This is a genomic window from Curtobacterium sp. SL109 (assembly GCF_026672405.1).
Lineage (GTDB): Bacteria > Actinomycetota > Actinomycetes > Actinomycetales > Microbacteriaceae > Curtobacterium.
In genome coordinates this window covers 3199057-3212901 of the sequence record NZ_JAPPRB010000002.1, presented here as the reverse complement: position 1 = coordinate 3212901, position 13845 = coordinate 3199057, and the positions used below count along the sequence as shown (strand labels likewise).

At 68.9% G+C, this 13845-nt stretch carries 14 protein-coding genes and 1 tRNA gene; 12 read left to right on the top strand and 3 right to left on the bottom strand.

The window, feature by feature from the left end:
* Window positions 1-31: 31 nt before the first annotated feature.
* On the bottom strand, window positions 32-1264 hold the full coding sequence (locus OVA28_RS16560; protein ID WP_268097730.1) for a pyridoxal phosphate-dependent aminotransferase: 1233 nt from the start codon (window positions 1262-1264) through the stop codon (window positions 32-34).
* Between the two features lie 138 nt (window positions 1265-1402).
* Here OVA28_RS16560 and OVA28_RS16555 point away from each other — a divergent pair.
* The 6 genes from OVA28_RS16555 to OVA28_RS16530 all read left to right on the top strand — a co-directional run bounded on the left by OVA28_RS16555 (window position 1403) and on the right by OVA28_RS16530 (window position 5094).
* Window positions 1403-1475 (top strand) — tRNA-Trp (locus OVA28_RS16555).
* Window positions 1476-1511: 36 nt separating this feature from the next.
* On the top strand, window positions 1512-1775 hold the full coding sequence (gene secE, locus OVA28_RS16550; RefSeq protein WP_175481264.1) for a preprotein translocase subunit SecE: 264 nt from the start codon (window positions 1512-1514) through the stop codon (window positions 1773-1775).
* A 146-nt stretch (window positions 1776-1921) separates the two neighbouring features.
* Window positions 1922-3046, top strand: a complete 1125-nt coding sequence (gene nusG / locus OVA28_RS16545; RefSeq protein ID WP_194662214.1) for a transcription termination/antitermination protein NusG — start codon at window positions 1922-1924, stop codon at window positions 3044-3046.
* 140 nt (window positions 3047-3186) lie between these two features.
* Complete coding sequence (gene rplK / locus OVA28_RS16540; protein ID WP_071270180.1) at window positions 3187-3618, top strand: 50S ribosomal protein L11; 432 nt, start codon at window positions 3187-3189, stop codon at window positions 3616-3618.
* Between the two features lie 89 nt (window positions 3619-3707).
* The gene (gene rplA / locus OVA28_RS16535) at window positions 3708-4397 is read left to right on the top strand and encodes a 50S ribosomal protein L1 (protein WP_071270183.1); all 690 of its coding nucleotides are present in this window, start codon (window positions 3708-3710) and stop codon (window positions 4395-4397) included.
* Window positions 4398-4479: 82 nt separating this feature from the next.
* On the top strand, window positions 4480-5094 hold the full coding sequence (locus OVA28_RS16530) for a Pr6Pr family membrane protein (RefSeq protein WP_268097729.1): 615 nt from the start codon (window positions 4480-4482) through the stop codon (window positions 5092-5094).
* A gap of 234 nt (window positions 5095-5328) precedes the next feature.
* Here the strand turns inward: OVA28_RS16530 and OVA28_RS16525 are convergent, their stop codons facing one another.
* Window positions 5329-6015 carry a YqaJ viral recombinase family protein gene (locus OVA28_RS16525; protein WP_442780806.1) on the bottom strand — a complete coding sequence of 229 codons (687 nt, stop codon included), beginning with the start codon at window positions 6013-6015 and terminating at the stop codon, window positions 5329-5331.
* A 47-nt stretch (window positions 6016-6062) separates the two neighbouring features.
* A complete protein-coding gene (locus OVA28_RS16520) occupies window positions 6063-7274 on the bottom strand; it encodes an ROK family protein (protein ID WP_194662209.1) in 1212 nt (403 codons plus the stop codon).
* 144 nt (window positions 7275-7418) lie between these two features.
* Between OVA28_RS16520 and OVA28_RS16515 the strand changes: the two genes are divergently transcribed.
* The 6 genes from OVA28_RS16515 (at window position 7419) to OVA28_RS16490 (ending at window position 13764) form a co-directional block, all read left to right on the top strand.
* Window positions 7419-8165: a sugar phosphate isomerase/epimerase family protein gene (locus OVA28_RS16515; RefSeq protein WP_268097728.1), complete on the top strand. Its 747-nt coding sequence runs from the start codon at window positions 7419-7421 to the stop codon at window positions 8163-8165.
* A complete protein-coding gene (locus tag OVA28_RS16510) occupies window positions 8162-9319 on the top strand; it encodes a Gfo/Idh/MocA family protein (protein WP_268097727.1) in 1158 nt (385 codons plus the stop codon). The genes OVA28_RS16515 and OVA28_RS16510 overlap by 4 nt, the downstream gene beginning before the upstream one ends.
* A 151-nt stretch (window positions 9320-9470) precedes the next feature.
* Window positions 9471-10772, top strand: coding sequence for an ABC transporter substrate-binding protein (locus OVA28_RS16505; RefSeq protein WP_194662206.1), 1302 nt, complete (start codon window positions 9471-9473; stop codon window positions 10770-10772).
* Window positions 10773-10873: 101 nt separating this feature from the next.
* A complete protein-coding gene (locus tag OVA28_RS16500; protein WP_194627079.1) occupies window positions 10874-11866 on the top strand; it encodes a carbohydrate ABC transporter permease in 993 nt (330 codons plus the stop codon).
* Window positions 11859-12698 (top strand): carbohydrate ABC transporter permease, encoded by an 840-nt coding sequence (locus OVA28_RS16495; protein ID WP_071270201.1) that lies wholly within the window; start codon window positions 11859-11861, stop codon window positions 12696-12698. Before OVA28_RS16500 ends, OVA28_RS16495 begins: the two co-directional genes overlap by 8 nt.
* Before the next feature lie 127 nt (window positions 12699-12825).
* The gene (locus tag OVA28_RS16490) at window positions 12826-13764 is read left to right on the top strand and encodes a biopolymer transporter Tol (protein ID WP_268097726.1); all 939 of its coding nucleotides are present in this window, start codon (window positions 12826-12828) and stop codon (window positions 13762-13764) included.
* Window positions 13765-13845 lie beyond the last annotated feature (81 nt).

Genomic DNA, 13845 nt, shown 5'->3' with positions numbered 1-13845 from the left:
CCCACGCCGGGCCTCCTGGCGGTTCGCCGTGTCAGCTGAAGAACGCTGCCAGGCGGGCGACGCCCTCGGCGATGTCCTCGTCGCCCAGGGCGTAGGACAGGCGCAGGTACCCGGAGGGGCCGAAGGCCTCGCCGGGGACGACCGCGACCTCGGCGTGCTCGAGGACCAGGTCGGCGAGCTCGAGCGTGGTGGTCGGGGTGCTGCCGGCCCACTCGCGGCCGAGCAGTGCCGTGACGTCGGGGTAGACGTAGAAGGCGCCCTCCGGTGTCGGCGTGACGAAGCCGGGGATCGCGTTGAGCCCGTCGACGATGGCCTTCCGGCGGCGGTCGAAGGCCTCGCGCATGGCCACGACGGGTTCCTGCGGTCCGGTGAGCGCGGCGATGGCCGCCCGCTGGGAGACGTTCGACACGTTCGACGACAGGTGCGACTGCAGGTTCGACGCGGCCTTGACGGCGTCGGCCGGGCCGATGAACCACCCGACGCGCCAGCCGGTCATGGCGTAGGTCTTGGCGACGCCGTTCACCAGGATCGTGGTGTCGGCGAGGGCGGGCACGGCCTCGAGGATGCCGGTGAAGGTGATGCCGTCGTAGACGAGGTCCTGGTAGATCTCGTCGCTGATCACCCAGATGCCGTGCTCGAGCGCCCACTCGCCGATGGCGCGGGTCTGCTCGGCGGAGTACACGGCGCCGGTCGGGTTCGACGGGGAGCAGAACAGCAGCGCCTTGGTCTTCGGCGTGCGCGCTGCCTCCAGCTGCTCGACCGTGACGAGGTAGCCCTGGTCGCTGCCGGCGAAGACCTCGACGGGTTCGCCGCCGGCCAGCCGGATCGCCTCGGGGTAGGTCGTCCAGTACGGCGCGGGGAGCAGGACCTCGTCGCCGTCGTCCACGATCGTGGCGAAGGCCTGGTAGACGGCCTGCTTGCCGCCGTTCGTGATGATGACCCGGGACGGGTCGACCGCGATGCCGGAGCTGCGTGCCGTCTTGTCGGCGACGGCCTGCTTCAGCTCGGGGAGGCCCGTCGCCGGGGTGTAGCGGTGGTTCTTCGGGTCCTTCGCCGCGGCGACCGCGGCGTCGACGACGTGGTCCGGCGTCGCGAAGTCCGGCTCGCCGGCAGCGAAGGAGATCACCGGGCGCCCGGCGGCCTTCAGCGCCTTCGCCTTGGCGTCGACCTTCAGCGTCGCGGACTCGGCGATCGCGGCGATGCGCGAGGCGATGCGCGGTCGCTGGTGGGCGGTGGACTCGGGGCCGGGGGCTGCGGTGCTCACCGGCCCAGCCTATCGGCGCGGCACGCCGGAGCACCGCCCAAGTGGACACCGCGTGACGCACTCCCGTACACTCATCTGCGGTGGTCACGGCCTGCCTGATGGCGGACGTGTCCACTCGGGAGACGAACAGTCTCCTGAAGGGCGGTGGCTCAATTGGTAGAGCAGCGGTCTCCAAAACCGCAGGTTGCAGGTTCGAGTCCTGTCCGCCCTGCACATCTGGAAAGGTGACGAGTTGGCCAGCAAAGACATGGACACGACGGCGGACGACGTCGTCGCCCAGGCGAAGCAGGACCGGGCCACGCGCCGCGGGCCGTTCGCTGCCATCGCGCTGTTCATCCGCCAGGTCATCGGCGAGCTCCGCAAGGTCGTGACGCCGACCCGCAAGGAGCTCTTCAGCTACACCGGCGTCGTGCTGGTGTTCGTCGTCGTGATGATGGTCCTCGTGTCGATCCTCGACTTCGTGTTCGGCCTCGGCGTCGGGTACGTCTTCGGCAACGGCCCCACGGCCTGACCCGCTCGGACGTCCGTCCCGACCCACCGGCAGGCCGCCAGCGGTCGTCGTCGGCGCAGATCGAAGACCGTGCCGACGGACCTCGTCCGCACGGACAACGGGCCGACCGCAACCCGATCCGAACCACCGAACGGAAAGAACCGACAGTGTCTGACTACTCCCGCGACGACATCGACCTCGCGACCGCTGCAGAGCAGTCCTCCGAGGTGGAGGAGAACCAGGAAGGCAACGTCGAGACGGGCGAAGGCCGCTCGGCCGAGTCCGCCGAGGAGCGCGCGATCGGCATCGAGGACGAGGACGACGAGTCGCTCGGTCTCAGCGCCGAGCCGGACGACGGTGACGTCGACGGCATCGACGAGACGCTGACCGCCCTCGCCGAGTCCCGCGACCCCGAAGCCGACGCCGTCGTGGACGACGCGCTCGAGATCGACACCCCCGACGAGGCCGAGGCCGCCGTCGAGGCCGTCGAGGACGAGGAAGAGTCCGAGCTCGAGGACGAGACCGCCGCAGAGGCGAACGAGACCATCGCCGCCGAGGAGTCCGCGGACACCCTCGGTGCGATCGCCCCGGAGTCCGAGGTCGACCTGGCCCCCGACACCGAGGTCACCATCGTGGCCGAGGACGACGTCGACGCCGAGGACGACGAGCCCGCCGAGGTCGACCCGTACGAGGCCTTCAAGGCCGAGCTGCGGATGAAGCCGGGCAAGTGGTACGTCATCCACTCCTACGCGGGCTTCGAGCGCCGCGTGAAGTCGAACATCGAGAACCGCATGGTCTCGATGTCGATGGAGGACTACATCTACCAGGTCGAGGTCCCGATGGAGGACGTCGTCGAGATCAAGAACGGTCAGCGCAAGCTCGTCACGCGCGTCCGGATCCCCGGCTACGTGCTCGTCCGCCTCGACCTCAACGAGGACTCGTGGTCCGTCGTCCGGCACACCCCGGGTGTCACCGGCTTCGTCGGCAACGCGCACAACCCGACCCCGCTCCGCTTCGACGAGGCCTTCGGCATGCTGAAGTCCCTGGTGCAGGTCGCCGAGACCGCACCGTCGAAGGGCGGCAAGGGCTCCGGCCTCACGCAGGCCCAGCCGGCCGCCGAGGTCGACTTCGAGGTCGGCGAGACGATCACCATCAAGGAGGGCTCGTTCGCGGGTCTCCCCGGGTCGATCTCCGAGATCAAGCCGGAGAGCGGCAAGCTCACCGTCCTCGTCTCGCTGTTCGAGCGTGAGACCCCGGTCGAGCTCAGCTTCGACCAGGTCACCAAGCTCTAGCGGTCACACATCCACTAGACTCATCGAGTTTGGGTCTGCTGCGTCACGCGCCGCAGGCTCGTCACCGCGAGCCGGATCCGCCGGTCACGCGGGAGAGTGCACGGATTCCCCGTGCGTTCGATCCCAGGAGGAAAGCGAACATGGCACCGAAGAAGAAGGTCACGGGCCTGATCAAGCTGCAGATCAACGCGGGCGCCGCCAACCCGGCACCCCCGATCGGTCCCGCGCTCGGTCAGCACGGCGTGAACATCATGGAGTTCTGCAAGGCGTACAACGCCGCGACCGAGTCGCAGCGCGGCAACGTCGTCCCGGTGGAGATCACCGTCTACGAGGACCGTTCGTTCACGTTCATCCTCAAGACCCCGCCGGCCGCCGAGCTCATCAAGAAGGCTGCGGGTGTGCAGAAGGGGTCCGCGACCCCGCACACGGTCAAGGTCGCGAAGATCTCGATGGACCAGGTCCGTCAGATCGCCGAGACCAAGCAGGCCGACCTGAACGCCAACGACATCGAGCAGGCCGCGAAGATCATCGCCGGTACCGCACGCTCGATGGGCATCACGGTCGAGGCCTAGGCCTCACCGCCTCAGGCACACACCCCAGACACCCTTCCGTGGGAGAGCCTCGCCGGCTCGCCAACCACGTATCTCGCAAGGAGACCACCATGGCGAAGAAGTCAAAGGCCTACCAGGCCGCGGCCGCGAAGATCCAGGCCGACAAGTTCTACACCCCGACCGAGGCTGTCGCACTGGCCAAGGAGACCGGCTCTGCGAAGACCGACTCCACGGTCGAGGTCGCGCTGAAGCTCGGCGTCGACCCCCGCAAGGCGGACCAGATGGTGCGCGGCACCGTCATCCTGCCGCACGGCACCGGCAAGACCGCCCGCGTCATCGTCTTCGCGACGGGCGCTGCGGCCGAGGCCGCGATCGCCGCCGGCGCCGACGAGGTCGGTGGCGACGAGCTCATCGCGAAGGTCGCCGAGGGCTACACCTCGTTCGACTCCGCCGTCTCGACCCCCGAGCTCATGGGCAAGGTCGGTCGTCTGGGCAAGGTGCTGGGCCCGCGTGGCCTCATGCCGAACCCGAAGACCGGCACCGTGACCCCGAACGTCGCGCAGGCCGTGAACGACATCAAGGGCGGCAAGATCGAGTTCCGCGTCGACAAGCACTCCAACGTGCACTTCGTCGTCGGCAAGGCCTCGTTCACCCCGGAGCAGCTCGACGAGAACATCTCGACCGCGCTCGAGGAGATCAACCGCCTCAAGCCGAGCGCCTCGAAGGGCCGCTACGTCATGAAGGGCGCCGTCTCGACGACCTTCGGGCCGGGCATCCCGCTCGACGTCAACAGCATCTGATCGTCCTGATCTGATCACCACGAACGCCCCGGACCGACATCGGTCCGGGGCGTTCGTGCGTCCTGCCCACTAACGTGGCAGCGTGCGCACGTTCGTCAACACCCTCCGGCTCGTCGCCGTGGTCCTGGTCGTCGCCGCGATCGTCGCGCAGTTCCTGCGGAGCATCGCGAGTCCGACCTTCAACCCGTTCAACTTCTTCGGGTACTTCACGATCCAGTCGAACGTGTTCATCGCGGTGGCGCTGGCCGTCACGCTGGTGTCGGCGGCGAAACGGCAGCGCGAGGGGCTCGGTGCATCGGTGTTCCGCGGTGCGTCGACGGTCTACATCGCGACGACCGGCATCGTCTACAACACCCTGCTCGTACACGCGTCGCTCGACCAGTCGTTCACGGTGCAGTGGTCGAACGACGTCCTGCACCGGGTCCTCCCCGTGTACGCCGTCCTCGACTGGCTGCTGTTCTCGGACCGGGCGCGCCTGCTGCTGCGGCACGTCTGGCTGTTCCTGATCTACCCGGCCGTCTGGCTCGTGGTGGTCCTGATCCGTGGTGCGACCGACGGGTGGGTGCCGTACCCGTTCCTCGACTCGGCGCAGGGGTACGGCGTCGTCGCGCTGTACTGCCTCGGCGTCGCGGTGTTCATCGGGTTGATGGGGATCCTGGTGGTCGGGATGAGTCGACTCCGCCTGGTCCGGGTCTGACGACGCACTCCAGCACCTGGCTCTCCGACCCTCACAGGGACGGCAGGGACCGGCGGAGCCCGTCGGGATCGGCGCTCCGCCGGTCGGTCGAGGGGGGATCAGGTGCCCTCGGCCAGCCGGATCGCGCCAGGTCGTCGTCGACGGACGCGGATCGGTACGGCCGCCGGGGTCCTGGGCTGCAGTGCGGTCAGGATAGACCAGGGCCGGGGACGGGTCCAGTGGTGCGCTGAGCGGTCAGCGCGCGCTGCGGAGCCGGTCGAGGACCATGTCCGCGAGTCCGACGAGCCCACGGATCTGGTCGTCGTCGCGGTCGATCCACCGGCACTCGGGCTCGTCGGCGACGGGCACGAAGTCGTCGTGCTTCTCCCAGACGAACAGGGTGCGCTCGGCGCCGAGGACGTACTGCTGCCACCACACCTGACGGAGGTAGTGGCGGGGGATGCGCTTCCAGCCGTTCGACGTGGTCTTGATCTCGGCGAGCAGGAGCCGGCCGTCGCGGTCGTGCCCGACGCCGTCCGGGGTGGCGAGGTGCGCTCGGTTGGCCGCGGCGTGGAACAGGTGTGCCGACGGCAGGATCCCGTGGGTGGCGGCGACCCAGGCGGCGAGGACGGGCTCGCGGTCCTTGCCGTGCTCGGTGTAGACGTTGCCGGAGAACCGCGAGCCGTACCGCTTGTCGGTGACGACGGCCTCCACCGCGCGGAGCGACGCCAGCCGGGCGACGTCCGTGGCGGTGATGCCCATGGCCCGGGCGCGCAGCCAGGCGACGCGGTCCGAGGAGTGCGCGACGATCCGCTCGGTGTGCCCGCGCAGTGCTGTGAAGCTGTCCCGTCGGATCGGCGGGGTGTGCGCGTCCGCCGGGGACGCGTCGGGGCCGGCCAGGGCCTCCAGACTGTCCCACAGGGTGGGCTGCACGATCGTCACCAGATGATTCTCCACCCGCGCACCGACGTGCCGGAACCGGCGCGCGGTCAGGACACGAGCTCCCGGCCCTCGGCGTAGGTGACGAGCTCGTCGACGCCGGCGGGGGAGAGGGCGTACCCGATGGCGAGGGCGGCGGCTCCCTGCAGTGCGGCGATGCCGCCGGCGCGGGACTGGGCGATGACGAGGTGCTCGGTGGCGAGGGGCATCGAGCGGGAGTAGACGACCTCCCGGACGCCGGCGAGCAGATGCTCCCCGGCCTGCGTGATCGAACCACCGAGGACGATCACCGACGGGTTCATCAGCGACACGCACGTGGCGAGGACCTCGCCGATGTCCCGGCCGGCCTGGCGGACGGCGCCGATCGCGTCGAGGTCCGACCGGGTGACCAGGTCGATGACGTCCGCGCTCGTGTACACGTCGTGTCCCTTGGCCCGGAGGGCGCGGGCGATCGCCGGGCCTGACGCGACGGCCTCGAGGCAGCCGGTGTTGCCGCAGTGGCAGGGGACGCTGCCGGCGCTGGACACCCGCACGTGACCGATGTCACCCGCGGTGCCCTGGGCGCCACGCTGGAGCCGGCCCTCGGACACGATGCCGGACCCGATGCCCGTCGCGACCTTGACGAAGAGCAGGTGGTCGACGCCCGACCAGCCGTGTTCCCGTTCGCCGAGTGCGGCGATGTTGACGTCGTTGTCGAGCAGGACGTGGGCCTGGATGTGCTGCCGGAGCCACGCGGGGACGTCGAAGCCGTCCCATCCGGGCATGATCGGCGGGTTCGCGGGGCGTCCGGTGGAGAACTCGACGGGACCGGGCACGCCGATGCCGATCGCGATCACGTCGTCGCGGGTGCGCCCGACCTCGTCGAGGAGGTCGTCGATGGCCTGCACGAGCCACGAGAGCGTGGGGACGGGGCCGGCGGCGATGTCGATCTGGGCCTCGCGGGTGGCGAGCGGCTGCGCGACGAGGTCCGTCACGGCGACGCGGCCGTGCGAGGCACCGAGGTCGGCGGCGATGACCAGGCGGGACGTGGGCCGCAGTGCGACCTGGGCGGGTGGACGTCCACCGGTGGACGCCGCCGTCTCGACCGCGCCGACCAGGCCGACGTCGATGAGGGCGTCCAGGCGCACGCCGATGGTCGAGCGTGCTGCTCCCGTCAGGGCGGCGAGTTCCGACCGGGTCCGCGGCACACCGTCGCGGAGGATCTGGAAGAGCTCGCTCGTCCCGACCGGAGGCGACGCTGCCGTCCGTGCCAAGTCGACCATGGTGCGAGTGAAACACACTTCGAATGCGCCACGCAACGAAGTGCGTCGAACGTCTGCGGACTTCTGCTTGACGACCGACAGAAGTACTCGTAGTGTGACGATCGGTCAGTGACGACCCGCACCAACTCGACGAGGAGAACACCGGTGACCCAACCGCTTTCGGTCCAGCTCTACACGGTCCGTGACGCGCTCTCGGCCGATCTGCCCGGCACGCTGCAGCGCATCGCCGGCATCGGCTTCACGAACGTGGAGCTCTTCGGCTACGTCGACCGCGCCGACGAGTACGCGACCGCCCTGCGGGACGCCGGCCTCGTCGCACCGAGCGGTCACGCCCGGCTGCTGGACGCCGGCGAGCAGGACCTCGAGCAGATCTTCCACGCCACCTCCACGGTCGGCACGGGCACGCTCATCGACCCGCACATCGACGAGGCCCGCTGGACCACCCGCGAGGACGTCGAGGCGATCGCCCGCGAACTGAGCGCCCTCGCGCCCCGCGCCGCCGACCACGGCCTGACCCTCGGCTACCACAACCACGCGTTCGAGTTCTCGAACCGCATCGACGGCGTCAGCGCCTACGAGGTCTTCGCCGACGCACTCTCCGACGACGTCGTGCTCGAGCTCGACACCTACTGGGTCACGGTCGGCGGTGACGACCCGGTGGCGATCATCGGCAAGTACGGCGACAAGGTCCAGTTCCTGCACGTCAAGGACGGCGACGGCTCGCACGACGACACGAAGCAGGTCGCCGTGGGCAACGGCATCATGCCGATCGCCGACATCATCGCCGCGGCACCGGACGCCCAGCACGTGATCGAGCTCGACGACCACGAGGGTGACGTGTTCCAGGCCGTCACCGACTCGTACGCATTCCTGCAGGGAGCACACGCATGACCGACACCACGACCGACACGACGTCGGCCACCACCACCGCGACCACCCGGAAGACCGGCCCCGTCGGCGTCGGCGTCATCGGCGCCGGGGTCATCTCGGACCAGTACCTCGGCAACCTCACGGTCTTCCCCGACGTGCAGGTCCGCTTCATCGCCGACATCGACCTCGAGCGCGCTGCCGCCCAGGCCGAGAAGTGGGGCGTCCCCGCCTCCGGTACCGTCGCCGAGCTCCTGGCGGACGACGACATCGAGATCGTCGTCAACCTGACCATCCCGGCCGCCCACGTCGAGGTCGCCCTCGAGGCCGTCGCCGCCGGCAAGCACGTGTGGGGCGAGAAGCCCTACGCCCTCGACCGCGACAGCGCCGCGCAGCTCCGTGACGCAGCAGCCGCAGCAGGCGTGACCGTCTCCGTCGCCCCGGACACCTTCCTCGGGGCCGGCCTGCAGACCGCGCTCCGGACGATCCGCGAGGGTCGCATCGGCACTCCGCTGAACGGCCTGACGCTCTTCCAGAGCCCCGGCCCGGAGTCGTGGCACCCGAGCCCCGAGTTCCTCTTCGCGTACGGCGCCGGCCCGCTGTTCGACATCGGCCCGTACTACATCACCACGCTCGTCCAGGCCTTCGGCCCGGTGAAGAAGGTCACGGCCACCGCGTCGAAGTCCCGTGCCACGCGCACGATCGGCTCCGGCCCGAAGGCCGGCACGGAGTTCCCGGTGGACGTCCCGACGAACCACTCCGCGCTCATCGAGTTCGAGGACGGCGGGAGCGCGCAGAGCGTCTTCTCGTTCGAGTCCGACCGCGGCCGGACCGGCTTCGTCGAGATCGCGGGCGAGACCGGCACGGTCGTCTTCCCCGACCCGAACGACTTCGACGGCGACACCGAGCTGTACGTGCTCGGTTCCGAGGAGCCGGAGACCATCCCGGCCGTCGGGTCCACCTACTCGCGGGGGACCGGTGTGGTCGACCTGGCCCGCTCCCTCCGTGCCGGCGAGGAGAACCGGGTCCCCGGTGCGCTCGCCTTCCACGTCCTCGACGTGATGGTCTCCATCGCCGAGGCAGCAGAACGTGGCGAGGCGGTGCTCGTGACGAGCACCGTGTCGCCGTCCCAGACCCTCCCCGAAGGCTGGGACCCCGCGGAACAGACCCTGGTCTGACCCGCAGAACACCGCAGCACCGCAACACCGCACCACCGAACACCGCACCACCGCACCACCGCACCACCGAACACAGCAGCACCCGAACCGCTCCTCCCGGAGCACAGCACCACCCCCTTGCACCATCTCAACGACGAGAAAGTAGAGAGTCATGCGCACTGCCATCCGCGCACTGGCCATCACCGCGGCCGCGGCACTCACCGTGACCGGCCTCGCAGCCTGCTCCGCCGGAGGGTCCGGTTCCTCGGGCGACTCCAAGACGCTCACCTACTGGGCGTCGAACCAGGGCACCTCCCTGCAGAACGACAAGGAGGTGCTGACCCCCGTCCTCAAGAAGTTCACCAAGGAGACCGGGATCAAGGTCGACCTCCAGGTCATCGGCTGGAACGACCTGCAGACGAAGATCCAGACGGCCGTCACCTCGGGCCAGGGCCCGGACGTCGTCAACATCGGCAACACGTGGGCGACCTCGCTCCAGGCCACCGGCGCCTTCAAGGAGTTCGGTGCCTCGGAGATGAAGGCGATCGGCGGGTCCGACAAGTTCGGCAAGGTCGCGCTCTCCACCGGTGGCGCCCCCGGCAAGACCGTCACCAGCGTCCCGCTGTACGGCCTCGCCTACGGCCTGTACTACAACAAGCAGATGCTGCAGGACGCCGGCATCACCCCGCCCACCACGTGGGAGGACCTGGTCACCGACGCCAAGAAGCTCACCACGGGTGGCAAGTACGGCTTCAGCCTCGCGGGTGGTTCGTACACCGAGAACGCGCACTTCGCGTTCATCAACTCGGCGCAGAACGGCGGCGAGTGGTTCGACAAGAGCGGCAAGCCGACCTTCACCTCGAAGGCCAACGTCGACGGCATCAAGCGCTACCTCGACCTGATGCAGGACGCCAAGGTCGCGAACCCGTCGAACGCCCAGTACGACAACGCGACCCAGTCGGTCACGGACTTCGCGAACAAGAAGGCCGCGTTCATCCTGAACCAGAACAACGCGAACAACACGATCGAGTCCCTCGGGATGAAGTCGGACGAGTACGGCGTCGTCGCGCTGCCCGCCCCGGCGGACGGCAAGGAGATCGCCAGCTTCCCGGCCGGCATCAACCTGTCGATCTTCAAGAACACGAAGAACGAGGACGGCGCGCTCAAGTTCGTCAAGTACATGACGAGCGCGAACACGCAGACCACGCTCGACAAGCCGTACTCGGCCCTCCCGGTGCTCGCTGCCGCGGCCGACTCGGTCACCGACGAGCAGACGAAGACGTTCCTCGACATCTACAACAACAAGGCGAAGCCGCTCCCGCTGGTGCCCGCCGAGGACCAGTTCGAGTCCACGGTCGGCAAGGCGATGAACGACATGTTCGCCAAGATCGCGACCGGCGGCACCGTCTCGGCCAGCGACATCAAGTCCGCACTGCAGACCGCCCAGGACCAGGTGTCCCAGGCGAACGGCTGATCCACACCCAGCCCGGAGGCCCGGGGCGCGTCCGCAGGACCGCCCCGGGCCTCCACCCCGCATCACCAGACTCGAACTCCTGACGCCGAAAGGCCCTGCCCATGTCCACGACGGTCCTGCCTGACTCCGAGGCCATCGACCTGACGCACACGAAGGCCCCGACCCTGTCGGGTCCTCCGCCCAGGGGGAAGCGCCGCCTGCAGTGGCTGCCGTACGCCCTCGTCGGTCCTGCCATCCTCTTCGAGCTGCTCATCCACATCGTGCCGATGCTCGTCGGCATCTGGATCAGCTTCGTGCAGCTCACCAAGTACTTCATCGCGAACTGGGGTGCCGCGCCCTTCGCCGGGCTGCACAACTACTCCGTCGCGATCGACTTCAACCAGGCGATCGGCCGTGGGCTCCTCAACTCGTTCCTGATCACCTGCGCGTTCACCGTGCTCGTCGTCGGGCTCTCGTGGGGCTTCGGCATGGCGGCCGCGGTCGCCCTGCAGAAGGAGTTCCGGGGTCGCGGCCTGTTCCGCACCCTGTTCCTGGTGCCGTACGCACTGCCCATGTACGCCGGCGTCATCACGTGGAAGTTCATGTTCCAGCGTGACTCCGGTGCGCTGAACCACCTGCTCGTCGACCAGCTGCACCTGTTCAACCAGGCGCCGTTCTGGCTCATCGGCAACAACGCCTTCGTGGCCGTGGTCGTCGTGGCGATCTGGAAGACCTGGCCCTTCGCGTTCCTCATGCTGATGGCCGGCCTGCAGTCCGTGCCGGCCGACGTGTACGAGGCCGCATCGGTCGACGGCGCCAAGCCGTTCCGCCAGTGGCGCTCGATCACGCTGCCGATGGTCCGCCCGGTCAACGTGACGCTCGTGCTCGTGATGTTCCTCTGGACGTTCAACGACTTCAACACGCCGTTCGTGCTCTTCGGTTCCACCGCGCAGCCGCCGGCGGCCGACCTGCTGAGCTTCCACATCTACAACGCGTCGTTCATCACCTGGAACTTCGGCTCCGGCGCTGCGATGAGCGTGCTGCTCCTCATCTTCCTGCTCATCGTGACCGGCATCTACCTCGCCGTGACCAACCGGAGGTCCGTCCGTGCGTGAAACAGTCGGCGCCAAGTCCTTCAAGGTCGTCGTCCTGACGCTCCTGACGATCTTCACGGTCGTCCCGCTCTACGTGATGATCACCACGGCCATCAAGCCGCTCGGTGACGTGCAGAACGACTTCACGTGGATCCCCACGCGGATCACGTTCCAGCCGTTCATCGACATGTGGTCGACCGTCCCGCTGGGGCAGTACTTCATCAACTCGCTCGTCGTCTGCACGGTCGCGACGGTGTTCTCGCTCATCATCGCCACGTTCGCCGCGTACGCCGTGTCGCGCTGGAACTTCAAGGGCAAGAGCGCCTTCACCACGACGGTGCTCTCCACGCAGATGTTCCCCGGCGTGCTGTTCCTGCTGCCGCTGTTCCTGATCTTCACGAACCTCGGCCAGACGCTGGGCATCCAGCTCGTCGGCAGCTGGCTCGGCCTGATCATCACGTACCTGACCTTCACGCTGCCGTTCTCGATCTGGATGCTCGCGGGCTACTTCGAGACGATCCCGCGTGAGCTCGACGAGGCCGCGATGGTCGACGGCTCGGGCCCGATGGGTGCGCTGTTCCGGATCATCCTGCCGTCGGCCCGCCCGGGTCTGGTGGCGGTCGGCATCTACTCGTTCATGACGGCGTGGGGCGAGGTCCTCTTCGCCTCGGTCATGACGAACGGCAACGGGCAGACGCTCGCGGTCGGTCTGCAGCAGTACTCGACGCAGACCAACGTCTACTGGAACCAGATCATGGCGGCGAGCCTCGTGGTGAGCATCCCCGTCGTCATCGCCTTCCTCGTGGTCCAGCGCCAGTTCGTCGCCGGACTGACCGCCGGTGCGGTGAAGTAGGGCCGACCAACCCTCGCCAGACACCGGTGTCCAGGTGCCGCGCCGCGACTTTCCGCGGTTCGGTGCCTGGACACCGGTGTTTCGCGGAGAAGGACCAGCGACCCGCTCGAACCAGGAGGATGGACCCATGAGCGACACCAGGGGGCGGCAGCTGCTGCCCGGACAGACCAGCCGCGTGCACGTGTACGACGTCGCCACCAGGACCGCGCGGCTCGTGTTCGCGTCCGACACCGTGCTCGTCGAGGCCCCGAACGTGCTCGACGAGCACACCCTCGTGCTGAACGGCAACGGCGACCTGTGGCTGCTGCCGCTGCCCGCACCCGGGGACGACACCGTGCTCGACGAGACCGCGCTCGTGCCGGTCCCGATGGACGGCGTCGACGAGATCAACAACGACCACGTGCTCGACCCGTCCGGTGCCTCGGTGGTGGTGAGTGCCAGGAACGGCGAGCTGTACCGCGTGCCGCTGCCCGCAGGCGGACCCACCGAGCAGATCACCGACGTCGCGCAGGCGCTGCCCGTCGCCCGCAAGTACTACCTGCACGGCATCGCGCCGGACGGGTCCTCGCTCGCGGCCATCGTCGGCGACCTGTCCGAGGACGGCGTCTGGACGACCGACGTCGCGCTCGTCGACCCGACCTCGGGCGCGACCACCTTCGTGACGCGGGACGAGCACCCGACGGACGGCTGCTCGTTCGCGGGCGACGTGCTCGTGTACAACTCGGAGCGCTTCACCCCGGGGACCGCCCAGTTGGTGTCCCTGCGCGCAGGTTCGAGCGACCCCGTGCAGATCACGGCCGACGACCGCGTGAACTGGTTCCCGCACGTGTCGCCGGACGGCGCGCACCTGCTCTACCTGTCGTACGAGCCCGGCGTGCAGGGCCACCCGGCCGACCACCGCGTGGAGCTCCGGCTACTGCCGGGCAGCCTGGTGCGCGGAGCGCGGATCGCGGTCCTGCCCGAGACGCTCGTCGCACTCGACGGCGGCCAGGGGACGGTCAACGTCCCGCCGTGGGCCCCGGACTCGACGTGGTTCGCGTACTGCGACTACCCCGTCGCCGGCTGAGCGTCCCGCCCGAGCGCCTGGACGCGACCGCCTGGAGGCCCGGTGCCGGTCCACGAGACCGGCACCGGGCCTCCAGGCGGT